This is a genomic window from Serinicoccus shuyuelongi (assembly GCF_045032955.1).
Taxonomy (GTDB): Bacteria; Actinomycetota; Actinomycetes; order Actinomycetales; family Dermatophilaceae; genus Ornithinicoccus.
Window position 1 is genome coordinate 1 of the sequence record NZ_JBJFZU010000019.1, and the last position, 24847, is coordinate 24847.

General features: G+C 66.8%; 29 protein-coding genes. 3 read left to right on the plus strand and 26 right to left on the minus strand.

The window, feature by feature from the left end; translation table 11 throughout:
* Positions 1-188: 188 nt before the first annotated feature.
* The gene (locus ACI3EY_RS16500; RefSeq protein WP_405041144.1) at positions 189-1277 is read left to right on the plus strand and encodes a tyrosine-type recombinase/integrase; all 1089 of its coding nucleotides are present in this window, start codon (positions 189-191) and stop codon (positions 1275-1277) included.
* A gap of 505 nt (positions 1278-1782) precedes the next feature.
* On the opposite strand, the gene ACI3EY_RS16505 is transcribed toward ACI3EY_RS16500, so the two are convergent.
* The 11 genes from ACI3EY_RS16505 to ACI3EY_RS16555 form a co-directional block, all read right to left on the minus strand.
* Positions 1783-2973: a hypothetical protein gene (locus tag ACI3EY_RS16505; protein WP_405041145.1), complete on the minus strand. Its 1191-nt coding sequence runs from the start codon at positions 2971-2973 to the stop codon at positions 1783-1785.
* The gene (locus ACI3EY_RS16510; RefSeq protein ID WP_405041146.1) at positions 2970-3344 is read right to left on the minus strand and encodes a hypothetical protein; all 375 of its coding nucleotides are present in this window, start codon (positions 3342-3344) and stop codon (positions 2970-2972) included. The genes ACI3EY_RS16505 and ACI3EY_RS16510 overlap by 4 nt, the downstream gene beginning before the upstream one ends.
* Positions 3341-3601: a hypothetical protein gene (locus ACI3EY_RS16515; protein WP_405041147.1), complete on the minus strand. Its 261-nt coding sequence runs from the start codon at positions 3599-3601 to the stop codon at positions 3341-3343. The genes ACI3EY_RS16510 and ACI3EY_RS16515 overlap by 4 nt, the downstream gene beginning before the upstream one ends.
* Positions 3598-3936 (minus strand): dATP/dGTP diphosphohydrolase domain-containing protein, encoded by a 339-nt coding sequence (locus ACI3EY_RS16520; protein ID WP_405041148.1) that lies wholly within the window; start codon positions 3934-3936, stop codon positions 3598-3600. Before ACI3EY_RS16520 ends, ACI3EY_RS16515 begins: the two co-directional genes overlap by 4 nt.
* Positions 3933-4484 (minus strand): 5' nucleotidase, NT5C type, encoded by a 552-nt coding sequence (locus ACI3EY_RS16525; RefSeq protein WP_405041149.1) that lies wholly within the window; start codon positions 4482-4484, stop codon positions 3933-3935. The genes ACI3EY_RS16520 and ACI3EY_RS16525 overlap by 4 nt, the downstream gene beginning before the upstream one ends.
* Positions 4485-4872: 388 nt before the next feature.
* Positions 4873-5127, minus strand: coding sequence for a hypothetical protein (locus ACI3EY_RS16530; RefSeq protein ID WP_405041150.1), 255 nt, complete (start codon positions 5125-5127; stop codon positions 4873-4875).
* Positions 5127-6338, minus strand: a complete 1212-nt coding sequence (locus ACI3EY_RS16535) for a hypothetical protein (protein WP_405041151.1) — start codon at positions 6336-6338, stop codon at positions 5127-5129. Before ACI3EY_RS16535 ends, ACI3EY_RS16530 begins: the two co-directional genes overlap by 1 nt.
* Before the next feature lie 58 nt (positions 6339-6396).
* A complete protein-coding gene (locus ACI3EY_RS16540; RefSeq protein WP_405041152.1) occupies positions 6397-6768 on the minus strand; it encodes a hypothetical protein in 372 nt (123 codons plus the stop codon).
* Positions 6765-7319, minus strand: a complete 555-nt coding sequence (locus tag ACI3EY_RS16545; RefSeq protein ID WP_405041153.1) for a hypothetical protein — start codon at positions 7317-7319, stop codon at positions 6765-6767. The genes ACI3EY_RS16540 and ACI3EY_RS16545 overlap by 4 nt, the downstream gene beginning before the upstream one ends.
* 574 nt (positions 7320-7893) lie before the next feature.
* Complete coding sequence (locus ACI3EY_RS16550; RefSeq protein WP_405041154.1) at positions 7894-9915, minus strand: right-handed parallel beta-helix repeat-containing protein; 2022 nt, start codon at positions 9913-9915, stop codon at positions 7894-7896.
* A gap of 99 nt (positions 9916-10014) precedes the next feature.
* Positions 10015-10449 carry a PIG-L family deacetylase gene (locus tag ACI3EY_RS16555; RefSeq protein ID WP_405041155.1) on the minus strand — a complete coding sequence of 145 codons (435 nt, stop codon included), beginning with the start codon at positions 10447-10449 and terminating at the stop codon, positions 10015-10017.
* Here ACI3EY_RS16555 and ACI3EY_RS16560 point away from each other — a divergent pair.
* On the plus strand, positions 10418-10555 hold the full coding sequence (locus ACI3EY_RS16560) for a YlcI/YnfO family protein (RefSeq protein WP_405041156.1): 138 nt from the start codon (positions 10418-10420) through the stop codon (positions 10553-10555). The two genes, ACI3EY_RS16555 and ACI3EY_RS16560, sit on opposite strands and share 32 nt — an antisense overlap.
* Here ACI3EY_RS16560 and ACI3EY_RS16565 read toward each other — a convergent pair.
* The 3 genes from ACI3EY_RS16565 to ACI3EY_RS16575 are packed head-to-tail and all read right to left on the minus strand — an operon-like array spanning position 10552 to position 18382.
* Entirely contained in the window at positions 10552-12891 is a 2340-nt protein-coding gene (locus tag ACI3EY_RS16565; RefSeq protein WP_405041157.1) for a hypothetical protein, read from the minus strand. The two genes, ACI3EY_RS16560 and ACI3EY_RS16565, sit on opposite strands and share 4 nt — an antisense overlap.
* A 38-nt stretch (positions 12892-12929) precedes the next feature.
* A complete protein-coding gene (locus ACI3EY_RS16570; protein WP_405041158.1) occupies positions 12930-13862 on the minus strand; it encodes a hypothetical protein in 933 nt (310 codons plus the stop codon).
* Between the two features lie 29 nt (positions 13863-13891).
* The gene (locus ACI3EY_RS16575) at positions 13892-18382 is read right to left on the minus strand and encodes a tape measure protein (RefSeq protein WP_405041159.1); all 4491 of its coding nucleotides are present in this window, start codon (positions 18380-18382) and stop codon (positions 13892-13894) included.
* 43 nt (positions 18383-18425) lie between these two features.
* Between ACI3EY_RS16575 and ACI3EY_RS16580 the strand changes: the two genes are divergently transcribed.
* Positions 18426-18800, plus strand: coding sequence for a putative periplasmic lipoprotein (locus ACI3EY_RS16580; RefSeq protein WP_405041160.1), 375 nt, complete (start codon positions 18426-18428; stop codon positions 18798-18800).
* Here the strand turns inward: ACI3EY_RS16580 and ACI3EY_RS16585 are convergent.
* From ACI3EY_RS16585 to ACI3EY_RS16640, 12 genes are all read right to left on the minus strand, one after another.
* A complete protein-coding gene (locus ACI3EY_RS16585) occupies positions 18797-19015 on the minus strand; it encodes a hypothetical protein (protein ID WP_405041161.1) in 219 nt (72 codons plus the stop codon). The two genes, ACI3EY_RS16580 and ACI3EY_RS16585, sit on opposite strands and share 4 nt — an antisense overlap.
* A gap of 89 nt (positions 19016-19104) precedes the next feature.
* Entirely contained in the window at positions 19105-19770 is a 666-nt protein-coding gene (locus ACI3EY_RS16590) for a hypothetical protein (protein WP_405041162.1), read from the minus strand.
* A gap of 96 nt (positions 19771-19866) precedes the next feature.
* Positions 19867-20421 carry a phage tail tube protein gene (locus ACI3EY_RS16595; protein WP_405041163.1) on the minus strand — a complete coding sequence of 185 codons (555 nt, stop codon included), beginning with the start codon at positions 20419-20421 and terminating at the stop codon, positions 19867-19869.
* The gene (locus tag ACI3EY_RS16600) at positions 20418-20759 is read right to left on the minus strand and encodes a Rho termination factor N-terminal domain-containing protein (protein WP_405041164.1); all 342 of its coding nucleotides are present in this window, start codon (positions 20757-20759) and stop codon (positions 20418-20420) included. Before ACI3EY_RS16600 ends, ACI3EY_RS16595 begins: the two co-directional genes overlap by 4 nt.
* A gap of 32 nt (positions 20760-20791) precedes the next feature.
* Positions 20792-21199: a hypothetical protein gene (locus ACI3EY_RS16605; protein ID WP_405041165.1), complete on the minus strand. Its 408-nt coding sequence runs from the start codon at positions 21197-21199 to the stop codon at positions 20792-20794.
* 1 nt (position 21200) lies between these two features.
* On the minus strand, positions 21201-21587 hold the full coding sequence (locus tag ACI3EY_RS16610) for an HK97-gp10 family putative phage morphogenesis protein (protein ID WP_405041166.1): 387 nt from the start codon (positions 21585-21587) through the stop codon (positions 21201-21203).
* On the minus strand, positions 21587-22015 hold the full coding sequence (locus ACI3EY_RS16615) for a DUF6093 family protein (protein ID WP_405041167.1): 429 nt from the start codon (positions 22013-22015) through the stop codon (positions 21587-21589). The genes ACI3EY_RS16610 and ACI3EY_RS16615 overlap by 1 nt, the downstream gene beginning before the upstream one ends.
* On the minus strand, positions 22008-22415 hold the full coding sequence (locus ACI3EY_RS16620) for a Gp19/Gp15/Gp42 family protein (RefSeq protein ID WP_405041168.1): 408 nt from the start codon (positions 22413-22415) through the stop codon (positions 22008-22010). The genes ACI3EY_RS16615 and ACI3EY_RS16620 overlap by 8 nt, the downstream gene beginning before the upstream one ends.
* Before the next feature lie 12 nt (positions 22416-22427).
* A complete protein-coding gene (locus ACI3EY_RS16625; protein ID WP_405041169.1) occupies positions 22428-22691 on the minus strand; it encodes a hypothetical protein in 264 nt (87 codons plus the stop codon).
* Positions 22691-23710, minus strand: a complete 1020-nt coding sequence (locus tag ACI3EY_RS16630; RefSeq protein ID WP_405041170.1) for a major capsid protein — start codon at positions 23708-23710, stop codon at positions 22691-22693. Before ACI3EY_RS16630 ends, ACI3EY_RS16625 begins: the two co-directional genes overlap by 1 nt.
* Entirely contained in the window at positions 23710-24093 is a 384-nt protein-coding gene (locus ACI3EY_RS16635) for a hypothetical protein (RefSeq protein WP_405041171.1), read from the minus strand. The genes ACI3EY_RS16630 and ACI3EY_RS16635 overlap by 1 nt, the downstream gene beginning before the upstream one ends.
* Before the next feature lie 30 nt (positions 24094-24123).
* A complete protein-coding gene (locus ACI3EY_RS16640; protein WP_405041172.1) occupies positions 24124-24792 on the minus strand; it encodes a hypothetical protein in 669 nt (222 codons plus the stop codon).
* Positions 24793-24847 lie beyond the last annotated feature (55 nt).

The window sequence follows — 24847 nt, forward strand, 5'->3', positions numbered from 1 at the left end:
CGGGTTCGAGTCCCGTCGAGCGCACCGTGTATACTTGCAGGTCAGAGGCCGTTTCACCCTCTACGAAAGAGTACGAGGGCACACCTAGGGCACACGAGTGGGTACGAATGGCAACAATCGAGAGGCGTCTCACGGCGTCCGGGGCCACCAGATACCGGGTCCGTTACCGGGTCGATGGCAAGCAGCGGGTGCAGAGCTTCGCCACGGGTGAGGCCGCGGAGAGGTGGCTTCGGCTCCTCGATGCGGTAGGCCCCGCGCAAGCAGTGGCCGCGCTCGAGCAACCGGAGGCGTCCACGGCGCCGACCGTGGGTGAGCTGGTGTTCGCCCACATCGAGCACCTGACTGGCATCACCGAGGGCACCCGGCAGGACTACAACCGGATGGCGGCACGTCACATCGTCCCCCACGTCGGTGCACTACCCGTCACGATGCTCGACCGGCAGGCCGGCGCACGGTGGCTCAACGCGCTCACCCGGACAGGGATGGCAGCGAGCACGATCCGCAACCATCACTCGCTCCTGTCGGCGGCGCTCACTCAGGCCGTGTGGGACAAGGAGATACCCGAGAACGTCGTCAAGGGCCTGCGGATGCCGTCGACGCTCACGACACAAGAGATGGTGTTCCTCACCCGCGACGAGTACATGCACCTGCGGGAGTGCGCCCCTGAACGTTGGCGTCCGCTGGTCACGGTTCTCGCCGAGACTGGCATGCGGTGGGGCGAGGCGACCGCGCTGACCATCTCAGACCTTGACTTCGACCGGCGAACCGTCCGCATCAGGCAGGCGTGGAAGCGGTCGGGGAAGGCGCAACCGGACCTTGGTGTCACAAAGGGCAGGCAGTCGAGGACGGTCGCGATGCCGAAGCGTGCCCGCGACGACCTGCGTGAGCTGTCCGGCCGGGCGCCGCGGGAGTTCCTGTTCATCAACTCCAAGGGTGGCCCGGTGCGTCACTCACCGTTCCGCCTGAATGTGTGGGTGCCGACCGTTGCCACGTTCGCTGGTGACAAGCCGACCGGGCGTCACCCGACGACGAGGCGGATGATGTGGGACGGGCAGGGCACGGGGGAGCGTCCCCGTATCCATGACCTGCGGCACTCGTTCGCGTCGTGGGCCATCGCCCGGGGCATGTCTCTGACGTCGATCCAGCGGCACATGGGGCACCAGTCGATCAAGACGACCAGTGACACGTACGGGCACATCTTCCGGGCGGACCTGGACCAGTTCGCGGAGATCGTCCCGGACATCGTTGAGGGTGACCTGCTCACGCTCGACCCGTGAACGCGCAACGCCCCGCAGACCAGTGCGGGGCGAAGGCGGTAGGTGCGCGGTTCCGGGGGCCGTCCTCCGAGGAGGTGATCCGCCGTCGCGAATCCGGGTCACCCCGGCAACCGCCACCGGGAAGCGCCTACCCTCGCCATGCGACGAGATCAGCACTTGCTTATATGATACCAGCCGGACCTGACAGACCGCCCCCATTCGCGGCCGTGTGGCCGTGGTGGGGGCGGTGGTGTTACCGGTTGTGGCTGGTTCCGGTAAGACAGGTATAACGGGGCGATCTACCTAATGGGGGTCCGGGTTGGGTAGTTTGCGGGGTGGATGAGGGCCTACCACCAGTAGGCGCGGTAGCCGGGGTAGCGGGGTTCGGGTTCTTGGCCGGCGCGTAGGTGTTGTTTGGCTCGGCGGCGGTCAGCTCGGCGGCCTATGCGATGGAACCAGGAGGGGGTGTAGATGGACCAGGCGGCGCCGGATCGGCGGAAGGCGGGTGTGTCCTTGTCGGTGCGGCTCATAGCAGTGTCAGCCTGTCCCACCCGTTCTTGGTGACGCGGAAGACGAGGAGGTTGGGGTCGGAGTCGGCGCCGGATGTCATGCGGTACCAGTCGGACCCGTTGTCGCAGGTCGGTGCACCGATGGCCCACTTCGCCTTGCCGGTGTGGGGGTTCATGCCGGACGGTTTGATGTTGAGGTGGTGGAAGTGGCCGTAGATGAGGAGGTCTGCGTGTGCGGTGGGTTGGCCGCCGTGGACTTGTTTGGCCCACCAGTCGGGGATTTTGTCGGCGCGTCCTGCTTGGTGGCCGTGGGTGAGTCCGACGATGGTTCCGGCGATGTCTAGGGAGAGGGTTTCTTCGTGGGTGTCGGGCCAGGTGACGGAGACGTGGCCGAACTTTTCGGGCATGTCTTGGATGCGGCGGTGGATTTGTTTGAGGACGAAGATGCCCCAGTCGTCGCCGGGGTTGCCGAGGTTCGTTTTGCCGGCGCGCCACCGGCAGTGGTTGGACCCGACGCCGGCTAGGACCACGCGTGAGTGCGTCTGGGCCAACGTCCGTAGCAGCTCGAACTCGAGCGTGGCGGCGACGTCCACCTGGTCCATGAGTGACAAGTCGTTGGTGACGGCTTGTGCCATCGGGCCACCACCGGACTCGAACCCCTCGATACTGTCACCGAGGTCTAGGAGGTAGGCGGCGTCACACTTCCACGCCTTGGCTAGGGCGTCGATCTTGGCCTGGTACTCAGCCACGCGGGCGATGAGTTCGGGGGTGCCACCGCGGCGCGCGACCTTGCCCACTTGGGGGTCGGCCCAGCAGACGACCATCGCGGACTCGACGGTCTCGGGTGGTGTCTTGGTTTTGGCTCTCGATGCACGGGCGGATTTGAGGAGGGCTTGGAGGTCGGGCATCCCGTCGCCGTGGCGCTTGCGGAGGGTGAGGCGGAAGTAGTGCAGCCACACCCCGTCGTAGTTCTGCCAGCCGCGGACCTGCACCGGCTCGATGACCTCTACGTCAGCCGGGTCTAGGCCAGACTCACGGATGTATCTATCCCAGGTGGTGGGGCGCTCGGCGCGGGGCGGGGTGGTGATGGTGCCTTGGGTGCCGTCCCATTCGTGGCCGGGCTCCCAGCCTTTGGGGTGCTTGGGTGTGGGGACGCGCACGGGCTGGGCGGCTTCGACTGCCTGGAGTGCTTCCGCGATCGTCGTCATCCGTTCACTCCCAGGACTGTCTGCTTTGCCGGTGCTGCGGGCTGCATGGTGATGCTTTGGGGCGGCATGAGGTCGCTCTCTGTCCCGTGGGTTGCCGAGTAGAGGCGGCGCATTTCTCGCCAGTCGCGGCAGGGCCACGGCTTGTGGCAGCCCTGGCACCACCACTCGGTGTTTCCGCCGATGCTGTTCCCTAGCCGCGCCCACTCGCCGGGGCTGGGCTTGTGGCGGTCGGCGATCTCGCGGATGATCTTGCGGGTGAGGGCGATGGCGTTCTGTGCGTGTTCGCCGCTGTGCTCGAGCTGTTCGAGGGCTGCTGAGTAACCGCGGATCTCGCGCGCCGCCCAGGCTCGGCTGACTAGGGGGAACTTCATGCCTTGGCCCCTTCGCATTCGGCGCGGCGGTGTCTGCCTACTGCGCCGTCGCAGACTTTGTGGCCGGCGATGGTGGTGATGATCTCAGCGACCTTGACCTGCGACAGCCTGTAGTTCCGGTCGGCCCTGTACATGATGTGTTCGGTGAGTGCTGCGCGGTCTTCGTCGGTGAGGGTGGGGAGGACGGTGCAGAGTTCGCAGCGGCGTCCTGGTCGGGGTGCTGGCGCTTCAGCGAGGGCAGCCGCGAGAGTGCTCATGCTGCACCTCCGGGCCGGTTGTCGTAGCCGGGGTGCGTCTGCATGAACTCCAGCAGCGCGAGGGCGTGCCAGGCGACGGACGCCATGTGCGGCTTGCCGGTCTCCTCGTCGATGTCTTCGCCGCCCCAGAACTGCCACAGGTGCCGGTTGAGCGCGGCGAATGAGAGGGACCAGTCGTACCCGTTCTCCCAGTTGCGGTCGGCGTACTTGCGTGCGCCAGCCCCGTAGAGTTCGGCGAGGGTCCGCAGCGGGTCGGCGGGGATGAGGTCGTAGCGGGCTTCCTTGCTGCCCTTCTGTCCTCCGGTGGCGCTGGTGAGGCGGACTTCTTCGGTCATGCGACGGCCTCCGCGTAGTCGTTGAGGGTGGCGACTCGGGGTAGCCATTCGGTGGGGGTGTGGTTCCAGGGCCGGTCGTAGAGCCAGGTGGGTACGCCTGCGTGGTCGAGGTCGCGGAAGTTGGTGAGCTTGTCGTCGACCATCGCGTCGAGCTTGACGACGGTCTTGTCTGCGGAGAACGTGAGCGAGTCGAACGGGAGGTCGTGGCGGTGGAGCCATGCGCCGGTTGCTGCGACGGACGCGCCTGCCTTGCCGAAGGATCGGTCGGTGACGATGTGGATGGTGTGGCCGGCGTCCTTGATCCGTTCGAATGCTTCACGGGTGCCGGGGAAGGGGTCGCCGTGGGTGAAGATGATCCCGGCGTCGACTCCGGCGTGGCAGATGTCTAGGAACTCGCGGAGGTTGATGCCCCAGTCTTCGTAGAACTCCCAGCGGAGGGGGTCGGGGCAGTCCTGGTGGGTGCGAATGTTCTCGCGGACGAGGTATTCGCGGACGGATGAGCCGAAGTCATAGCAGACCCCGTCGAGGTCGATCCCGATGCGGCTCATGTTGCCTCTACCGCTGCTGGCCTGGCTGGGGTAACGTTGGACATATCGGCCTCTCTCAGTGGTGGTCGTAGGTCGCCCGACCCGGTTTGGTCGGTGTTGGGCGACCGTCTTGTTGTACCCAAATTCTAGCGTATTGTTGTGCGTTTTCTGCGGGTTTTGGTTGGGGGTGGGCGGTCGCATGCCCTGAACCGGACACGCAAGAATGCCCCCACCGAACCTCCAAGCGGAGGCCCAGTGGGGGCAATGTCGTGCGGGGGCGTGGGTTAGTAGCGGGAGGTGATGAAGTACCGGGCGTCGAAGTCGTGGAGAGCGTGCCAGGCACAAGGCACGACCCACCAAGTGACCGCAGCGAATCCGACCAACGCTGCGGCCACCAGGACGGGGTCCATCAGCCCTGGGTCACGTCCGCGACACCATCAGCATCAGCGTCACGGTGCTTGGCCGGGGCGTGGCGTCCGTTCGGCATGAGGTATGCGAACAGCAGCATCGCGAACCCGGACGCACCAGTCGATGTGGTCGCGGAGATCTCCAGGCCAGCCTCATGCTCGAGGACAGACATGACGACCGTCGCACCCGCGTACGCCAGAGCGGCGGCGGTCACCTTCGGCTGGATGTCAGCCCAGTCCGGGATCACGGGTGCCATCACACGGCCTCCTCTGCGGTGAGCTCGGCGATGGCGCGGTCAGCCTCCGCCGTGACGTGTGCCCGCTCCTCCTCGGTGGCCGCGATGAGCAGCTTCCGGGTCTGGGCGGCCCGGATTGCGGAGAGCTTCATGAGGCCGGCCGGGCTGATCGTCTCCAGCGGGGTGCCGAGCGTGGCCCGGTCGTCGACGGACAGGTCGATCCGGCGCATGTTGTAGGACAGCGGTCGCAGCAGCTCCAGGATCTCGGCCTGGTTCTTCTCGATGGTGGTCATCAGTGCCTCCGTGCGGGTTGTGGTCTTGGGTCCGGGGAGTCCGTCCCATTCGGCCTTGGGGAAGCCGAGGGTGGCCTGCAGCGAGCGGACGCCGGCCATCGTCTTGGTGGTGAGGACGCCGTCCTCCTTGAGGGGCGCGGCCAGGTCGATCGCGCCGATGCGGTGCAGGACGTTGAGCCAGCCCTGGAACTCCAGGACGTGGGTTTCGGGGAAGCCGAAGTTGTTGTCCGGGTTCGGCCCGTCCTCGTACTTCGGGGGCTCGGTCGGGGCAGTCCCCATCGTGCGTGCCAGCTCCAGTGCCTTCTCGAAGTCCACTGCCTTGCCGTTCACCACGCGCCCGTAGAGGCCATCCCCGTGGTCGTTGGCCGGGGCGTGCTGGTGTCCGATCCAGCCCATCGCGTCGCGGTACTCGGCGCTCGACAGGCGGCGGGCGTTGCGGGCGCCGTAGGACGCGGGGTACGCCTGGTAGTGGGCGTAGCCGCTGACCTCCATCGGGATGCCCGTGGCGTCGTGGATGGCGCGGACCAGCCGGGCGAGGTGGTACTGGGCCTTGGTGTCGGTGGGGAACTTCCCCGGCAGGTCGTAGTGGCCGTACCGGGCCGGGTACCCGGGGGTGACGGCACCGATGACCTCGACCTGCACCACGCCCGTGATGTTCACCGTCCGGTCCGTGATGCCGCCAGCGGAGATCGCCAGGCAGCGGGAGCCCCAGTTGAGGGGGACGTGCTGGCGGACCTCACCGGACACGAGGTCGATTGTGAAGTGGGGTGCAGCCGCGCCACCGTTGTACCCCGGGAAGCCGGTGGTCTCAGTGGAGTGTCCGACGCCCAGCCGGAAGCCGGTGTTCTGTAGGTCTGACGGCCAGAAGTCGCGCCCGTTGCGGGACCACGACTGGCGGACGCACCAGGCATAGTCGGTGTTGAGCCAGATGTCTGACACGGGTCCTCCAGGGGTTGCGTGAGGCCCCGGTGGTGGCCGGGGTGCGGGGAAGTCGGGGTCAGTCGGCGGCGTGCGGGGTGAGGCGTGCCTGCTCGTCCAGGCGGGCGCGCTCCTTGCGGTGGCGTCGCAGGATCTCCAGCACGCGCCGGTCGATGCGCGGCGGGGGCGGGTCGGCGCCAGCTTCCTGCCAGTCCTCTTGCTCGGTGAGGGCGTCCACGAGCATGTGGGTGTCTTCCTCGAGCATCCGCAACCGGCGGGTTTGGGACTGGATCAGGTCGCCCTTCTCGGCGTCCGAGGACTCCAGGCGCATCACCCGGTTAGACAGGGCGTCATACGGGGTTTCCTTGCGCTGAATCCTGGCGACCCACACGGCGAAAGCACCAGTGATGAGGAATCCGGCGACGGTGGCGATGGGACCGAACCAGTTCATGGGCCACCCCTGACCGCCCGGTCTTCCCGGGTCAGGTAGGCGGTGGTGATGACGATGCCGACCATTGCGAGGTGCAGGCCGGCGTAGTAGTAGCCGCCTTCTGAGCCTCGCCCTTCGTCGGCGGTGAGGTAGATCACCCACGCCCACCCGTAGGAGAGGACTCGGACGACGGGGCCGATGACGAGGAGTGCGACGGTCGCCCACGCCCCGCGGCGGGTGATGAGGGTCCATAGGGCCATCGCGGCGGGGACACCCCAGATTGCGGCGCTGGCCCAACCGGGGATGCGGGTGTGCCACGTGTCGGGGTTGGTTGACCCGAGTCCTTCGGCGACACCTGCGGCCATGAGGCCCCACACGAAGACGCACGTGAGGAGTGCGGCGGTGCGGGCGGGTGAGGGGGTGATGGTTCCCTCGGGCATGTTGGCGATCCTCTCGTCGGCGAAGTACGCGACGACTAGCGCGGCTAGTGCTGCGACGCCGATGGCGATGAGGATGGCGCTGGCGGTGACCTGCCCGGAGACGCTGGTGAACGCCGTGGCTAGGAAGTTCACGGCTTACCGATGGCTCGGGTTGCGGACGCACATCCGGTACCTGCCGAACAGGCCCCGGAACCATTGCCAGTTGTGCCAGCCGATCCTGCATCGCCAGTCCATCAGTGGCCCCCTGGTGTGGGGGTGGTCGTGTGGTGTTGGATGCTCATAGCGTCCGGCCTCCCGTGGTCGGTCGTTAGCCCTCGCCGCTTGGTGCCAGCCGTGCGGTGAGGGCGCTACTTGGGTATGGTGCGTGGATGGTGACCGGGGTGGAAGACGTCGACGAGGACTTCTTGGACGACAATCCGTGCGTGACGTGCGGGATGCCGGGGGCGGGCGCGTACTGTTCCGACGCGTGCAGTGACGCGCACTACGGCGGCGAACCCGACCAGGGGTCAGGCGGCTGAGTCCGCGACCCCAAGGCCGAATGACAGGGCGTCGACAATCGCAGCCACGCGCGCGGGGTCGTGCGTCTCGGTCGTGAGCGTCTCGGCCCACTCGCCGTCCTGTCTCACCTCGATGGTCAGGACGCGCCTGACCCCCGGAGAGACGTTCCACCACATGTACATCGGGAGCGGGGTGGGGCACCGTTCCATCAGGCGCTCGAGTCTGCGACGCCGAGGTTTCCGACGACCTTGCGCGTGCCCTTGGGTGTGAGGATCGGGTTCGGCACGGACAGGTCGTTGCCGATGATGACGGTGTCCTGAGTCAGCCCGGTCGCCGTCTCGAGCATCCGCACACCGGAGTTGTGGGTGCCCGCGCTGTTGTTCGCGATGATAGTGCGGACGCAGTCCTGCATGGCGATGAACGAGTTCGTGCCGCCGGAGCCGGTGTTGTTGGTGATCTTGGTGCGGACCCCGTTGTGGACGCGGATCGCGTACGTGGTGAAGACCCCAGCGAACGTGTTGCTGCCGATGGTGAGGTCTTCGACGTTCTGCGCGTAGACGGCGTGGGTGGCGGCGTTGCTGAGCATGTTCCCGTCGACCGAGATGCGGCGGGGAACATGCGTGGCGTGGGTCTTCGTGACGAGGATGGAGTAGGCCACTGCCCCAGTGGGGTTGCCGACACGGTTGTTGCTGATCGTGATGTTCTCCGCGCCACCGCGCACGTAGATCCCAGTGGTGCCGTGACCGATGATCTGGTTGCCCGTGACGATCGTCTCCCGACCCTCACAGTTGATGCCGTTCGCCTCAGAGTACGAGGACGTGTTGTTCGCGAAGGTGATGAACTCAGACCCGTCGTGGGTGTCATACGACGCGGACTGGGAGTACGTGTCAACGTTGCCCTCAACCACCACGAACCGGGCCACACCCGCCACCGTCTGCGTGTACCCCGTGGTGAACAGGTGCCGACACTTGGTGCCGTGGTTGTTCGCGAAGACACCGTGCGCGGACGCGTTCTCGACGACGAGGCCGTAGTAGTTCGGGCCGTTGCTGACCCAGTCGACGTTGCGGAACGTGCACTCGGTCACCTTGAAGTTGGTGACGTCGCGCAGGTTGATCGAGTTCCAGTCGGTGTAGTTGAACGTGACCCCGGTGATGCGGATGTTGTCGCCGCGGTCGATGAAGACGCCACGCTCCTGGTTGTCGTCGTCGGTGCCCTCGATGGTGAAGTCCGCGAGGGTGATGTCCTGGACCGGGACCATGCGCTGGAGCTTCGCCCCGGAGCCGGCGGCGTAGGAGTCGTAGGTGGCGTCCTCGAACGTGACGACGGTCCCGGAGACGGCCTCGACGCGCTTGATCTCGCCGCGGCGGAGGTTGGCCGTGACGTGGAAGAGCTGGTCGGACGAGAGCTTCACGAAGTCGCCGCGCACCAGGGTTGTCGACGCGGCCAGGGTCACCGACTTCGCGCCCTTCGGCACGTCCACCGAGATCGCCTGCGCCGCCTCGATGGTGCCGGCCGCCTGGAACGCGGTCTTCGGGGAGGCCGTCGACGAACCCAACCCCACAATGTCGATGACCGTCCCCGCACCGACACCACGTACCGACGCACCAGACGGAAGGGTGACCAGCGACGTCAGCCGGTACCGGCCAGCAGGGAAGAACGCGGGCAGACCAAACGTCGCGCCGGCGTTCACCGCAGCCTGGATAGCCGCCGTGTCATCCGTCACACCATCACCGACAGCGCCACGGTCCATCACGTTCACGGCGAGCTCGTCACGACCAACCGGCCGCTCACCACTGCCCGTGCGGGCGTCGATGACAGCGTTCGTCGCCTCCAGGGTGGTGCCGTACGCGAGTGTGCCGGCGTATGCCTTGGCGTCCGCCTCCGCGGCGTTGGCCTTGGCCTGCGCGCCCGCAGGGGTCTCGGCGTACCCGTTGGTGTACGCCTTCGCCGCATTCAGCGCAGCGTTCGCCTTCGCCTGCGCACCGGGCGGCGTCTCCGCAGCAGCCGCAACGTCCTCAACGACGCCCAGCCGTGCGTCCTCCTGCTCGGCCACGACGACACGGTCCTCGATCGCGTCGAGCCACGGACGCAGGTCGTCCCACTCGATCACCTCGGGCAGCGGGTCCAAATCGACACCACCGAGGGTTTCCACGCGCGCGCTCACGGCGTTAGCCCACGCTCGCAGCGTGGGCCAGGAGGTCGTCGTCGGCAGCGGGGGCAGGTTGGGCATGGGGCCTCCTGGGTATACCGAAGCCCCCGCCAGGTGAACCGGACGGGGGCTTGCGGGTTGGGCGGTCAGCCGATGGGTTTGTGCGAGAAGGTCAACGGGTCAGCCTGGTTTGTGCGGGGCCAGGTAGAAACGTGCGTCGGTGGAACGGTCGGCGTCCCACATGCGCTGCAGGGCGCGACCGAGGCTCGCGTGGTCGGGGTGGGTGTCGTACATCGAGTGCGTCTTGATGCGCACGTCAGCGCCGTACTGTGCCTTGACCCACGCGAGGACCCTGTCGGCGGCTGTGTCGTCGAGCGCACCGTCACGTCCGCGCACCGGGGGGATGACCCACTGTGCGCCAAGGTTCTGCACGGTCCACCCAAACTCGAAGTCCCGGTGGGCGGTGATCTCCTCAGCGGTGGCGTCTCGGCCGAGATGCTTGTCGACGTGCGGGACGTGCGCCGCGCCACCGTCGGTCGCGAGGACCACGATGACGCGCTGCCCGGCGGCGACGTGCTGGACGATGCCGGAGACCCCGCAGCGGACAATCCGCATACCCGACGACGTCTGGACAGCCGCCAAGGAGGCTGCAGCCGAACGCGGCGAGAACCTGTCCGACGTCATCCGCAAAGCCCTCGTGCGCTACGTGCGCCGCCGCTAGGACGGTTCGTACGGGATCGGCTCGTACCCCGGCGGCGGGTCAATAGTCCGCGGCGGGGCGTTCACCGGGGGTGACATGTCCTCAGGTGGGTCCTCCGGCTCCTGCACAGCCTTCGCGGTCACAGCCACGTCAAGCGACATCGACGCCGACGACGTCGAACCACGCGCGCCAACAACGACACCGCGGACCTGGGTGACCGACCCGTCAACCTTCCGTTGGTGCGCCTCAATGACCTGACCAACCTTGATCCACGGGTCCAGGGAGCAGTCGACCTGCACGATCTCCACCGGGTCCGTCAACGCTTCGGCCAACTCGGAAGCGATGTAAGCGGCATAGTTATCGCCCTGCACCCACATCCCCGCGTCATGCACAGCGTCCGGGTGCCGCTCGTCACCAGTCACCGACACAGAAACCGTCCGGTCCTCACGGACCGCCTTGGAGTACCCCCGGAACTGAGGTAGCGGCTGCTGCTTACGCGGCTCCGGCAACGTCGGTGAAGCCTCGGACGGCATCGTGGACATGTCCAGCCCCGAAGGTGTCGCCGCAGTCCCGGAGACGACGACCGTGCGCGGATCAACCATCCGCAACGCCCCAGTGATGTGGCCTGTCGACGTCAACGACCACTCAGGAACATCACCAGGGACGATCCACCCAGTCGGGTTGCCATCTTCGTCGCGACGCGAACCACCGACGATCGTTCCAATACCACGGTCCAGCCACTTCGACAGGCCCGCGGGGTGCGGGTACGTCTCCGAGGGGTACGGGTTACCGGCGAGGTAGGGCCGCAGCTCCGGCTCCAACCAGATCTCGTCCTCCGACGGGTGGATGATCGTCTCGAACTGGGTGCCGCGCTCCACCGTTTCCTGGCGCCCCTGGCCGAGCAGGTACGTCGGAATGGTGGCCCCGTCGCCGAGGCGGCGCATACCCACGTAAGTGACGACCTGGGAGCGCCACGGACCCTTCCCGGGGACGGCCCACCGGAAGTTGTGAAGCTTCGTGTTCTGGTCCGGGCCGACCCAGTGCTCCACCGGGTCACCGGACGGGTTGAGCGCACCGGCAGCGAGGGACGCGAAGTCGGCCTGCACGAACTTGCCGTTCTCGTCGATCCACTGACACAACGGCATGCCCCGCAGGCCCCGCTCGGCGTCGGCCTGCTTCGTGAGGATCGCGCCGGCCTGCGTCGGCTCCACGTAGTCCCACGCGCCCAGCGAGCGGGTCGACACGTTGAACATTGAGTCGTCGCGGATAATCTTGGCGCCGACGATGCGGGCGACGTGGGCGGTGGACTCGCCACGGGACACCTGGACGGCGCCGATGATGCCCTCAGACTCCACGATGACCGAGCAACGGGTCGACCCCGTCGGCATCGGCACCGACGTCGAGGCGAAAGTGGCGACCTGATCGAAGGTGCGGTTGCCGCTGGTGTCGTCCTCGCACAGCAGCCGGGCGGTCCCGTCGGAACGGGCAATGAGCGACCACCGCATCCGCTGCTGACCGCCCCGCAGACGGGCGTACGACCCGAGCTGCGTCATGGTGCCGCCGTCGTTCCACCGGTACACCCGCACGTGCGTCTGCGTCCAGTCCAGGCCGATACCGTTCGACGTGCCCGACGGGTGCACACGCATCCGCACCCGGCCCGTGTCACCCGCAGAGGGTGAGCGGGTGCCCAGGTCGGCCGTGAGCTGCCACGGCTGCGACGACGTCGCCGTGCGCGTCAGATACAGCCCGTACACGTTCGCGGTGCACGGACAGTCATCACCCTGCACCGGCACCGGAGACTGGTCGTTAGCGCCGACCCGGTGAATCTGCCTCGCCTCACCCAACGGCGAGTACGCGTGCTTAAGGTCAGGCACAGGCCACGCAGACCCACACATCGACACGTACAGCACCGACGACGTCATCACCGCCTGCGACGGGTAAAACCCGGCCCGGGTGAGCGCCTGGTGAGTGAACCACCACGAGAACAAGCCAGGCTTGCGGCGCACACCACCAGACAGCAACGGGTTCGCCGGCATCCAGTACCCGACCGGCCGCAACGGCAACGTGGACTCCAGCCGTGACGTCCAGTCCGTCAACGTCGACCGCGCCTGCACCTGATCCGTGCCACCACTGGATTCGTCTACCCGGCCAGTGACCAGGCGCGTCGTGCCGCGGCCCTCCTCGGCCCAGTCGACCTCGACGTAGTGGCCCGCCTCACGGGTCCACGTCCCATCCAACGGGGAGGGCTGGGCAGGGTCAGCCCACGTGACCGACCCGTCCATGCCCATGATCTGCCCCGAACCAAGAGCAATCGAGTGGTCCCACGTGACCTCAGTTACCGGAGTCTCCGTGTACACCGGCCCAGTGCGGGCCGTGACCGTCGCGCGACGAGGCATCAGACACCGTCCTCCCGCGCCGTGTACCCGGTGCTTATCAGGGACCGCTCAGGGGTCAGCAGGATCGGCGAGTGCGACGGCGGCGACAACACCACGGACTCCGCGGCCTGGCCCGGGAACCAACGACGGCGCTGATCACCCAACGTGATCGACGGCCACGCAATGACGTGAGACACGGTCGGCGCGAACCGGAACCGGACACCAGCAGCCGACGAATGCGTGATCGCGTCCCACTCCCACACGACCCGCCGCAACGTCGTCCCAGTAGCAGTCGGACCAGTCGACGACATCACCACCGAACCGGCAGCATTCACCGCCTCCATCGTCACACCCAACGTCCCCAGGCCACCCGTACGGCGCACGAACGCACCAAACCGGGCCGCCGTGAACCCACCCAGCAACGGCACAACCGGAGACGTCACCGACGAACCACCAGGAAGCAGCAGCGTCGTGCCCGGGTACACGCTCTCGTCCGCCGAGACCTCCGCCGTGCCCCAACCAGGGCCAGTCAGGATCGTGTCCTCATCAAGCACAGTGCCCGGCTCGAGCACCGTGCCCGCCACCGGCACACGCTGCGTCGAGTACACCGGCTCCACACCAACAGCAGGACCAGCGACCATGCCTGGAGTCACCCCAGACCAGCCCGCGAACTCCTCAGAGCCACCCGGCGTCAGCATGTTCATGAACGGCCCGTTGCACGGCACCATCCGCAGGCCCATGCCCGTGCGGCGCTGAGCACGCGCCAGAGAGACAAGCGCGTTCGCCTCGTGAGCATGGTGCGCGCCACGAGAAAACGACCACGCACGGGCGCCGCCACCGAATGAAGACACCATCAGCGCCTCAGCCGGCGCCAGGGTCCCCTCACCGCCCGACCACAACCACCGGTTATCCGTATCCGTCGGCAGATCGCTAGCGCACAGAGTCTCCACCATCGAGCCGAGCTGCCCAACCCACACACTCATCAGGAACGCCTTCCGAGTTGAGGACCAGACGACCAATCAGCACGAGCACCCAAACGATCAGCACCAGAACGCGCACCACGAGCAACGACGCGCGAATCCATCTCCACGACGGCCTCGATCCGGCCCGGCATCGACGCCACCGCAGACGCCAGCTCGGCAACCTGCGTGGTGATACCAGACACGTCAGGCGACTTGCCCGCGTAAGCCAGGGCCGGGGCCGGCGCGAACTTCGCGACGTCGACCATGTGCTCGTACCGGCCCAGCCCGTTGTACGTGGGCGGGTTCCAACCGGGACTCAGGGACAGCCGGCCAGTGTCAGCAATCTTCGGGGCACGGGTCAGCGCCTCGATGATCCCGCCGTCCTCCAGTGCAGTGTGCGCGTGGTCACGGTGCGTGCGGCGGATCGTCGCATCCACGAACCCGTGCTGGGATCCGGGTCCAGCCTGCGTCAGGAAGTGCTGGCTCCAAGGCATGATGCTGCCGACGCGGTTGAACGCGGCGACCATCTCGCCCATCCGGTTGAACATGTCAGGGATGACCCAGTCCACGGCACGGCCGCGGCCGTGCAGCGACGGGATCCCCGACGCCGTGTTGCCCGGGCCACGCTGCCCCGACGTCATGATCGCCTCAGGGACGACCGACTTGATCATCCGCCAGATCTGCATGAAGTGCATGCCCGTCGGGTGCTGACCGTAAGGGCCGGGGTAGTGGACGCCACCGCGACCGCCCATGCCCTCGGCGGCCTTCGCCAGCGCCGCACTGTACTTCGACGTGTCGTCCATCCGGGTGTCGACGGTCAGGTCCATCGCCGACGAGAACCCGCCGTTGGCGAACTGCTGCGTCCCCAAGTTGTCAAGGACCGTCATGCCGAGACGCCGCGCAGCCTCCTCGAGCACGCCGATGTTGCGGCGGCGCATCCCAGGCTTGCCCGAGATGTACGCCTCCCAGCCGGTTTCCGGCTCGCCCCAACGGATGTTCGTGCGCCCATACGCAGGGCCGCCCATCATCGGCTGACGGGAAACGTGGGCGCCGCCATCAGCGATGCCACCGTCCGCGTAGCCACCATCGGCCGACCCGTAGGTCATACCGACCTTGATGGTCTTCCCGTCATGCCGGGTGAAGAACCCGCGCATCGCAGAGTCCGCATTCTTGGTGTCGGCGTCCACGTCGATGACGGGTTCCGCGTTGTTCACGGCGTTGAGGAAGCGTCGGAAGATGCCGCGGGCGGGGTCGTCGTCGGCGTCGAGATCGGGGGTGCCCGTCTCGTCGTCTGCGATGCCGAGCCAGCGGTTCAGGACCCGCTCAAACTTGGTCGGGTTGCCGTCGATGTCCGGGGTGGACGTCTCGTCGTCGCCCAGCGCGAGGGCCAGGTCGAGGGCCAGCATGAACGGGTCGCTGTCACCGAAGATGTCGGAAGTAGCGTCCGCCTCGTCCGCGGAACCAAGCGCCGACCCCAGCTCGAGACCGAACTCGGTGGAGTCACCCAGGATGTCGGCCGTGGCATACGAATCGTTGCCGATGCGCAGGGACGTGTTCAGCGTCTCGTCCCACGCGGCGGGGTCACCCAACAGCTCGATCGTCGCTGCCAGGTCGTAGTCTGACACGATCTGGGCGACCGTGGTTTCCCCGGCCTCCAGCTTGGCCGCGAGCCCTTCCGCGATGTCGTCGCCCCAACGGGCAGCAGCAGCCCTGAGGACGTCGCTGTCGGCCATCCCCTCGGCGTACGCGTAAGCACCCCGCTGGCCCTCGTCGCCGAGAACGGACTCGCCCCGGCGCAGCGTCTCAACGCCGCCATCAAGGAAGTCCTGAAGCAGGGCAGCACCCTGCGGACCCATGTCCTCGAACGCCTGGATCACGCCGGTAGACGCACGGGAGGAGAGGATGAGCATGTTCACTTCCCAGTCAGACTGGGCCTGCTGCATCTCCTCCATCTCGGTCAGCCAGTCGTCCGCGCTGACAGAGAGCCCGTCGTAGTAGTCTTCCCACGACTTGCTGGCAGTCTCGGTGGACTCAACCTGCTTATCCGCCCACTCCTGCGTCTTCTCGCCCGCGTCGACACGCTCCTGGGCCTGCTCGCGCACCATCTCCGTGTGCGCCTCAGCGGCCTCGTTGAACGCCTCCGCCTGCCTCTCGGCCCATTCCTTGGTCGCGTCCTGAACGTTCGTCATCGCGCCGCTGTAGTCCACGAACGACTGCGACGCCGCCGCGGTCTCCTGGATCAGGTCCACGTATGCCTTCGCCGCGTCCTCGCCAGCCTCGGCCATGCGCTCCGCGCGAGGAATCCAGTTATCCGCCGCCGCGTTCGCAGCCTCCTGAGAGGCCGCATAAGCATCCGCCTGACCCTGGAGCCGGCGCGTCTCGACAGAAAGGTGCTCAGTCGTGCGAGTGGACTCAGCAACGGCCGCTTCCCTCTCGCGCATCTCGTCGACAGAGCGCCGCGTCTCCTCGGTGACGATGCCCATTCCTTCAGCGAAGTCGAGGAGGGCGCTCAGCTGACCCCTCGTCTCCACAGTCGCCCCACCACGAGCCACCGCATCCTGGCGGTGCGCCTCGCGGGCAGAGTCGTAGGCCGTCGTGACCTCACGCAGCGCGTCGCCCTCCTCGAGCACCGCGTCGACCAAGGTCCGGGCAGAGATACCCAGCTCGGCCGCGGTCTCGATCATCCCGCGCCGCTGCAGGTCGTTGTAGACCAGCTCGCGGGTGTTCTCGGTGTAAGCACCCGTGTTCTCGTCCAGTGAATCCGACAACTGGTCCACGCGGGACGAACTGTCCTCAATCTCCTGGCGAGCCTTCGCCTGCGCGCTCGACCACAGGCCAACCGCAGTCGTGATGCCCGCGAGCGCCAACCCGATCGGGTTCGACAGGAAGATCCCCTTGAGGGACGTGCCCAGCCGCTGCGCCGACACCGACGCCGTAGCCATCGCGCCACCCATGAAGCCGACCTGCACGCCAGCGTTACGCGCGAGAGTCTGCTGCAGAGCGATCTGCTCAGTCACGCCACGCAGCGGCGTCAACATCCCAGCCATGTTCACGCCACGGAAAGCAGCGAACGCCAAGACCGCAGTCGTCACCGACCCGGGAACGTAATCCAGCACCCCCAAGACAGCAGACACGGCATCCGCGACCGGCACCAACGCCTGAGCCAGCACCACGGCAGACCCACCAAGGGTCGTACCGAGCGCCACCGCAGCCGGTCCCGCCACCCCCAGAATCGACTCGATGCCCGGCAGTAGCGCGTCGATGATCGCGGAGCCAGCGTCCAGCAACCCGAGCGCAGTGTCCTGCAGTGCGGGAAGCAGTGGCTGCAGGTCGGCCAGGAAGTCACCGAGCAGACCGCGCAGTCCTGGGTGGAGCGCAACGAGCGCCGTCAGCCCAGCCACGACGGGGTTGATCCCCGCAAGGCCAAGCGACGACAGGATGGGGATGCTGTTCGCGCCCATGATCGTGAGCGCCGTGCCCACACCAGCAATCAGCGGCGTGTACTTGACCAGTTCGTCAAGGTTGTCCAGGATGACGGACAGGTCGAAGTCGTCGACGGCCGGCCGCAGCCCTTGGAGCTTGCTCGTGACAGAGTCTAGGGAACCCCCGAGCCGGCCGACCAGCGCCTCAGACAGCGGACCGATCTGGGCCTCGATGCCACGCATCGAGTCCGCGAGGGCGTTGGCCCAGTCGAGCGCAACACCGCCACCACCCTTCGAGATGAAGGGCTCAACAATGATGGACGAGATGTCACGGAAGGCACCGCGGATCCGGTCGGTCGCACCGATCCACGTGTTCTTCACGTTCTCCGCCGCGCCACCGTAGGTGACGGCCATCTGCTCGGTCAGGGTCGTCAGCAGCGTGTTCGCGTCGTAGGTCCCCTCGGAGATCGCGTCGCGCATCTCGCCAGCGGTCAGACCGAAGGCATCGCCCATGAGCTTCGCCGCGTCCACACCCCGGTAACCAAGCTGGTTCAGCGTCTCGGCAGTGAACTTCCCGGACGACTGCACCTGGGCGAGGACGTTGACGATCTCGGAGATCTCCTGCGCCCCACCACCGGCAGCGGCGACAGCGTCCTGCACGGCACCCAGGGTCGGGATGATGCGCTCGGCCTCCATGCCGAACGCCAAGAGCTGCTGCGTGCCCTGGATGAACGCCTGCCGCGGGAACGGGCTCGTCTTGGCGAACTCCGCAACCTGGTCCATCATCCGGTTCGCGGCTTCCTCGGACCCGAGGATCGTCGTCAGCGCAGCTCGCGCCTGCTGCTCCAGGGTGTTGTACGACGCACCCGTCTTCAGGACCGCCGCACCCAGGATCGTCGCACCGGCAGCCGCAGCGGCCGTGACCTTCGACACCGCCTGCAGCCCACCAGAAAGGGCGCGCCCAACAAGAGATCCCGACTTCTCACCGGCATCACCAATGCGACGCGTAGCCTGCTCCGCACGGCCCATAGCCTGCTCATACGCGGCGGTCTCGGCAGCAAGCCTGACAGAGAATGACCGATCGGCCATGCGAGGCACCTCCTACAGGCGTGATATAGGGCACAATGGGGAGATGAAGAACACCGCGATCGCCTTCACCGCCGCCTTGCTGTTGGCGGGATGCAGCGGCGGCCCCAGCGAAGGGGACCGCGTCGCGTGCGAGACGGTCATCGACGCAGACAACGCCGTGGCGCGGATGGTGGACGACGATAACCGCGACCGCGAGCAACTGATCTCCCTCATGCGAGGGATGCCCGACAGGATCACCGAGGCGCAGTCAGTCGCGGAAGCACCCGAACTGCAGATCGCCCTCAGCCGACTGCACAAGATGTCCGACTTTGACCAGCAGCAAGCCGAACAAGACATCGGCGTCGCCTACATCACACTGATGGGACAACTCGAGGATGCGTGCCAAGAGGCGGGGGTCACCGTGAGCCTCGACGCCTAACCTTCCGACCCGCGCCGGTCGACCACGTAGTTCACGCGACCACCGACCTTGTCCTCGCCAGCCGTCGCGTCAAACAAGCCGCGCTTCTTGCACGCCTCGCAATACTCCGTCTCCACCTTGAAGTGACCCATGTCCTCAATGCGGGTCGTGACCAGCAACGAGTGACCGCACGAGTGCATCGAACGCTCCGCCAGGTCGACCGCCCGCAGGAGCATGCGGTCACGGTCCGTGACCGCCGCACCCCGCTCGCCGCCATAGAACTCAGACGGCGTCCAACCCAGCGAGCTAGCGAGCCTGACGTCGGTTAGGACTCCTCGCCATCGTCGTCCGAGGAGGACGCGGGCGAGAAATCCACCCCAATCACCGGCGACTTGCTCACCGCATCCTCGAACGCCTGCTCAACCATCGACCACTGCGCCGGGCCGATCTTGTCGATGAACACCTGAGCCTGCTCCGCGTCACGGAACGCAGGCTCAATCCGGCGACCATCACGAGTGACAAGCGCGACGACCGCGTCCAGGACAGCCGCCTGCTGCTGGCCCTCGTGGTCCCACTTCTTCATCTTGATGGGGTCGAACATGGCCCGCGGCCCGACGGGCATCCACTCGTCCTTGATCTTGTGGGCCTTGCGGTACTCCTCGGTGACCTCACGAATCCGTTCCTTCGACAGGGCACGAATCTCCACGGTCAGCTTCGAGGCAAGGATCTTGTCAGTCAGCTCGCGCCACTGCCGGCGCAGGTCATCCGCCGGGTTGCCACCAAGGGCACGCACCGCAGGCGCCTCGTGAGCCTTGATCTGCCGCTCCAGGTCGTCACGCTGGGCAACCATCCGGCCCGCCGCGTAAACGTCGACTGAGCGGTGCGTAGGGTCGGCGCCCTCTAGCCACTCGTCAAGGGCGAAGTCATCGGGGTCACCGAGGTGGTCAGTGGGGGTCTCGTCAGGGTCGGGGATGGTGATGCTGTCGCTCATGGGCCTGCTCCTGGGTCTTGGGTCGCGGGTCTGCGGTGCAGGTAAAACCCGGTGGGGCAGGGCAGACCCATGCCTGCCCCACCGGGGGATCGTGGGTCAGACGCCGGCAGCCTGGACAGCCACGCGGGTGTTGAACCGCGACTGCTGGCCGAGCGGGACAGTGAAGGTCGCGTCCGAGTTGGCGTTCTGGCCCGACCGGTACTGCGGGTAGTCGGTCACGAAGCCATAGACCTCGACCATGTCCCCCTCAACCGCGTCCTCGTCGTGCGACTTGATCGACTCGACGCTGTCAGGGACAGCACCGCGCCGGACCAGGTCGAACCGCTTGTTGCGGTCGTCGAAGAATCCAGCAGCCCGAAGGTAGGCCGAGTCGTTCTCCACGGCCTCCACGTCGCCCTCCCGAAGGAAGGTCAGGTTGCCGGCGTAGTTGGCAGCACCGAACTCGGTGACGTTGCCCTGGTCACAGACGGACCGGGCAGAGTCGCGGGCGTCGGAGGCGGTCATGCCAAGCTCGTAACCCTCAACCACCGCGCAGGTGATGTTCAGGGCAGATTCCAGCTCGGTCACGGTGGGTCCAGCGTTGATGTCAGCGATTCCGCCGGGCACAACCCAGAGGGTCGTGATGTCGGAGTCAGCGAGGCGTGCGCTCATGCGCGTGCTCCTTCTCGTGTGTCTGACCCCGTGGGGTCGTTATGGGTGGGCTGGGTCTGCTGTTCCCCCAGGTCGGGGGAAGTTTGGATGGCCGCGATGATGTCGGCCTTGCGTGCCTTGGCTGGAACGTCGGCGCCCTGCTCAGCGGCGAGGTTGCGGAGCGCGTCGACCTTCATCGAGTCAAGGTCGTCGGGTGCGGCGGCCGCTGCTGCGTCGCGGTGTGACGGGACGACAGCCAGGTCAGGGTTGTACCGCAAGTCCGCGGGGTTCATCGGATGCTTGAGCCTCTGCCCGGTCGACTTGCGGTAGACCTTGACGAGCTTCGGGTTAGACGGCATGACGGGATCTCCTCCGGTCGGGGGCGTGTGGGTCAGGCGAGGGCTTCGTACTGATCGACCATCCCGACGGCCTGCGTCGTCACGAGCTGGTCGTCGTCGCCCTGCCGCGTTGAGAGGGTGTGCCCGATCAACGACCCGGAAGGGGTGATCCTGTTAGCGACGAGATGGTCACGGATCTTGGTCGCGGCCCAACGTGCCTGCCAAGCCAAGTCGTTGATCTTCCCCGGGTCGTCGCCAGTCGCGAGCGAAGTCACCTGCCATGTCACACGGCGACGGTCAGCGACACCACCAACGTTGCCCGCCTCCCGCAGGCCAGGCGGAATGTAGACCACCACGAAACGGCTGGGACGCTGATCCACCGATGGAACCTTGCTGTCGAAGACAGTCAGCGTCGGGACCGCCTCGCGCACGAGCGTCAGGACCCGGTCAGCGGCGTCCACGTCAGCCCTTCAACGCGCGCAGGACCGCGCGCGCCACGGCGCCCTCGATGATCGGCGCCTGAGTCTCACCAGCAGGGATCATGTGCGGGTGGGGCGGGTTGTTGACCGTCCCCAACTCGAGTATCTTGCCGAGGAACGACTGCTTGTAGCCGATCTCCGGTCCGTACTCGACCGCGAGGCCACCAGGCATCTCCGTCATCGTGATAGCACGCCGGTAGTGCTTCGTGTACCGCCCGGACGTGTTCACCCACTTCTTCGAGTCACGCACGGCCGCGCGACCAGCACGGCGCAGAATGGCCGTGGTCTCGTTGCGGACGATGCTGTTGTGCTTCACAAGGTGGTCGGCCCAGGCGTCCAGCTCAGTCGTGTCGAAGGTCACCTTGTCCATCAGTTGACCTCCTCGAAGCCGTACCGGTTGGTGGACTGCTGAGAGCCGGTGTGCACTGCACGGATCGTGCGAGACACACCGACCGCAGCCGGGTTGTCTGAGACGACGACGCGCACGTCAGCGCCCTTCCTGAGGACGACATCGGCCGGCACAACAACGCTCGACAGGGTGAGCGCGACCTGCCCGTCAGGTCCTTGCATCACAGAAGCCGAAGCGTTCGCCATGCGAACCCTCGCCTTGCCGCGGTGGGGCTCAACGGTGGGGCCGTAGATGATGACTCGCGGTGACGGGTAAGTGACCTCACCGGTCACCGGGTCTCGCACCGGCTCACCCGGGTGCGGGTTGTCGACGGTAACCTCAACCACGTCCAACAGGCGCTGCTCAGCGGCATGCCGTGCGCGGTCTCGGATTCCCTCCACATCAAACATTCGGGATCCGCCAAGGGGGGAGCGACAGCCGAGCCGTGCCGAACCGTCGCGCCTTGCGTCGACCAGCCAGCTTCTCCCTCTCGTCGTCCGAGAGGTACAACCCGCCTGCAGACAGAGTCGTGTCGATCGTGGCCTGGAAGTCGTCAATGCCGACCTGCCGGTAACCGCTCGGGTTGCGGATCACCCGGACAACCATCGCCTCGATGACATCCTTGATGTCTTCGTCGGTGACCTTGCCAGCCGCGACCCGGTCAGCGAGGTTCGGTACCCTACTGAGAAGTTCCCGGCCAGCCTTCGCGATCAGGGCAGCCAGCTGGTCGTCGACGTCGTTGCCCTCGGGAATCCTGACGCCGTAGGCAGCGAGGCGGATATCGTCCGGGTCGACAAGGGGGAGTTGCATGGCGGTGCCCTCCTAGCCGAGCGCGGTAAGGATGTCGGTCTTCTTCTTGGCCTTGCCCAGGTCAACCCCTCGGGCAGCGGCAACCTCTCGCAGGCGCGCAATCGACCAAGAACCGTCAGGGGCCTGCGCTTCGGCGGGCTCGCTGCGAACGTCATCCTTCAGCGCGTGGGCTCCCACTAGACCGTCCGCCCAACCGGGCAGATCCTGTCCAGCAACCAGCACCACGGGCGACCCAAGCGGGTCACGAAGGACAACGTTCGCAGCGAGCCGAGCCATCAGAGAACCTTCGCCGCGAGGCTCAGGTTCGCGTTCGCCAGCACCGGAAGCGCGATCGCGTCGCTGATGACCTCAGCGATCATCGGCGGCTTCTCGTTGCGGTACGCACCCGCAACGATTCCCGGCTGCTCCGACGCCTCGATGCCGTACCGCGCATCGGTCGACGTCAGGGTCTGACCCCAGAACGTCGCACCGAGCTGCGACCCAGCCCAGTCGTCAGTGCCAACCGGGGCCGGCAGCAGCAGCAGCGTGTCATCAGGCAGCACGCGGCCACCAGAGGTGCGACGGTCGTACAGGGTGATGTCCGGCAGGCCGGCACCCGTCACGATCGCCCGCACATCAGCGGCAGTCGCGGGACGCGACGCACCGTTGACGAGCTGAACGCGCAGCTGGTCTCCGCTGGCGAGCGCACGGAAGACCCGAGTGCTCATCAGCAGGGAACCCGGGTCCTCACCGTTGGTCTCACGGTAGGTGTCCATCAGCGTCTCCAGGTACGCCATCCGGTCGACGTCGGAAGCGGACCACAGGTCAGCAGCAGTTACGTCGTGACCTGCAGAACGACCGAAGTCGTCGTCGGTCTTGAAGTTGTCCTGGTCGATGGTGGCGCGGCCAGTGGCGAGGACGGTGCCGCGCAGACGCTCGACACGGTCGGCGACCGCACGAACAACCTGATCGGTGGTACGCAGGATCGCGTTCCGCACAGCCTCGTCGTCGGCACCGCGGGTGCGGAGCTGCTGGTACTCGCTGACCGGGATGTTCTGCCCGATCGCGGGAAGCTCCAGCATGACGCGCTTGCCGTGCTGGGGACGACCGATCTCAGGCTCGGCGTCGTAAGCGCGGAACTGCGCCTCCTCCACCAGGCCAAACGCGCCCTGAACGAACCGCACGGCCACGTCAGCGACCTCACGGTTCGGCAGGAACTGAGCCAGGGTGCCGCGACGGGCCTCCTGGTCGGACAGGGACTCCCGGGCGTAGCCAGTCAGGCTGGCCGGGTCGATGACGTCAGTCCAAAGAGCCATCAGACACCGCCTCCCTCAACGGCGGCAGTGCCACCGACGAACGTGAAGTTGTGGCCGGTCGCGGGGTACTCGAAGTCGCCCGGGATGCGATCGGCCTTGACGATCCCGTGCCGGAAGATCGGCGCAGGCAGGTCGGCAGGCCCGGAGACCCGCTGGTCAGTGAAGACGAACCCGAGCTGGCCGGTACCGGCCCAGGGAGCGACAGCGCCCTCATCAGTGCAGTCAACGGGGGTGCCGGACGGAATGTAACCATCCGGGTAGTGCGTGCCAGCGGTGAAAGTCGAGACGTCGAGCGTGCCGGTGCGGCAGTTGCCGATACCATGCGCGGACCCGAGCCAGGACTGGTCACCGCCGCCGTAGGTCTCAGTAGTGAGACGCGGCATGATCCCTCCTAAAGGGGTTGGTGGTGGGGGTTACTTCTTGTTGCGATCGCGGAACAGGTCTCGACCTGCACCCACGCCCTTCTCTGCGGCGTGGCTTCCGCGGTTGCCCTGGCCCATGTCGGGCCACTGCTCGCTGCTCGGGGTGATCCCAGCGGCGTACGCAGACACCTTGTCGGCGTCCACCTCACCGGACTCGGTGAGAAACTTGTTGTGGTCCAGGAACTGGACCTGGCCCGCGACCTTGTCAGCGGGCACCTTCCCGGCCAGTGCGGCGCGCAGCTCGGCGGCGACAAGCCGGGAGGCGTAGGTGCCAGTGACCTCAGCCCGGGCGGCATTGGCGGCGGCGCGCTTGGCGTCCTCGAGAGCCTTCTCGTCCGGGGACATACCGGCCTGCTTCAGCCGGTCACGCTCAGCCTTGATGTCGTCGTAGTCCTCACGAGACTTGGCACGCTGCTCCCACTTGCGGGAGTGGTGCTGGTGGTACGCGAGCTGCTGGTCGACGGACATGTCCTTGACGGGCGTGGCGTCGGGGTAGCCGTGCTCGTTGAGAGCGGGCGCCTTGGGCGCCTCGCCGGTCGGGCTGCCGCCTTCTCCACCGGCCTCCCCTGCATCGCCCTCTGCGTAGCGGAGACCGTGGGGGTTGCCGGGGTGCATCGCGGTCAGGATCGGGCTGGACGTCGGCAGGGTGGTGCGGTTCATCTTGTCTCCCGTGTCGGGTGTGGTGGGGTCTACAAAGCCGGCCCGTGTCGGGACG

Coding starts and splice junctions, on each gene's coding strand:
- ACI3EY_RS16505 (WP_405041145.1), bottom strand. CDS start 2,973: ATGACGACGATCGCGGAAGCACTCCAGGCAGTCGAAGCCGCCCAGCCC.
- ACI3EY_RS16510 (WP_405041146.1), bottom strand. CDS start 3,344: ATGAAGTTCCCCCTAGTCAGCCGAGCCTGGGCGGCGCGCGAGATCCGC.
- ACI3EY_RS16515 (WP_405041147.1), bottom strand. CDS start 3,601: ATGAGCACTCTCGCGGCTGCCCTCGCTGAAGCGCCAGCACCCCGACCA.
- ACI3EY_RS16520 (WP_405041148.1), bottom strand. CDS start 3,936: ATGACCGAAGAAGTCCGCCTCACCAGCGCCACCGGAGGACAGAAGGGC.
- ACI3EY_RS16525 (WP_405041149.1), bottom strand. CDS start 4,484: ATGAGCCGCATCGGGATCGACCTCGACGGGGTCTGCTATGACTTCGGC.
- ACI3EY_RS16530 (WP_405041150.1), bottom strand. CDS start 5,127: ATGGCACCCGTGATCCCGGACTGGGCTGACATCCAGCCGAAGGTGACC.
- ACI3EY_RS16540 (WP_405041152.1), bottom strand. CDS start 6,768: ATGAACTGGTTCGGTCCCATCGCCACCGTCGCCGGATTCCTCATCACT.
- ACI3EY_RS16550 (WP_405041154.1), bottom strand. CDS start 9,915: ATGCCCAACCTGCCCCCGCTGCCGACGACGACCTCCTGGCCCACGCTG.
- ACI3EY_RS16560 (WP_405041156.1), top strand. CDS start 10,418: ATGCCGGAGACCCCGCAGCGGACAATCCGCATACCCGACGACGTCTGG.
- ACI3EY_RS16555 (WP_405041155.1), bottom strand. CDS start 10,449: ATGCGGATTGTCCGCTGCGGGGTCTCCGGCATCGTCCAGCACGTCGCC.
- ACI3EY_RS16570 (WP_405041158.1), bottom strand. CDS start 13,862: ATGGTGGAGACTCTGTGCGCTAGCGATCTGCCGACGGATACGGATAAC.
- ACI3EY_RS16575 (WP_405041159.1), bottom strand. CDS start 18,382: ATGGCCGATCGGTCATTCTCTGTCAGGCTTGCTGCCGAGACCGCCGCG.
- ACI3EY_RS16580 (WP_405041160.1), top strand. CDS start 18,426: ATGAAGAACACCGCGATCGCCTTCACCGCCGCCTTGCTGTTGGCGGGA.
- ACI3EY_RS16585 (WP_405041161.1), bottom strand. CDS start 19,015: ATGCTCCTGCGGGCGGTCGACCTGGCGGAGCGTTCGATGCACTCGTGC.
- ACI3EY_RS16590 (WP_405041162.1), bottom strand. CDS start 19,770: ATGAGCGACAGCATCACCATCCCCGACCCTGACGAGACCCCCACTGAC.
- ACI3EY_RS16595 (WP_405041163.1), bottom strand. CDS start 20,421: ATGAGCGCACGCCTCGCTGACTCCGACATCACGACCCTCTGGGTTGTG.
- ACI3EY_RS16600 (WP_405041164.1), bottom strand. CDS start 20,759: ATGCCGTCTAACCCGAAGCTCGTCAAGGTCTACCGCAAGTCGACCGGG.
- ACI3EY_RS16610 (WP_405041166.1), bottom strand. CDS start 21,587: ATGGACAAGGTGACCTTCGACACGACTGAGCTGGACGCCTGGGCCGAC.
- ACI3EY_RS16615 (WP_405041167.1), bottom strand. CDS start 22,015: ATGTTTGATGTGGAGGGAATCCGAGACCGCGCACGGCATGCCGCTGAG.
- ACI3EY_RS16620 (WP_405041168.1), bottom strand. CDS start 22,415: ATGCAACTCCCCCTTGTCGACCCGGACGATATCCGCCTCGCTGCCTAC.
- ACI3EY_RS16625 (WP_405041169.1), bottom strand. CDS start 22,691: ATGGCTCGGCTCGCTGCGAACGTTGTCCTTCGTGACCCGCTTGGGTCG.
- ACI3EY_RS16630 (WP_405041170.1), bottom strand. CDS start 23,710: ATGGCTCTTTGGACTGACGTCATCGACCCGGCCAGCCTGACTGGCTAC.
- ACI3EY_RS16635 (WP_405041171.1), bottom strand. CDS start 24,093: ATGCCGCGTCTCACTACTGAGACCTACGGCGGCGGTGACCAGTCCTGG.
- ACI3EY_RS16640 (WP_405041172.1), bottom strand. CDS start 24,792: ATGAACCGCACCACCCTGCCGACGTCCAGCCCGATCCTGACCGCGATG.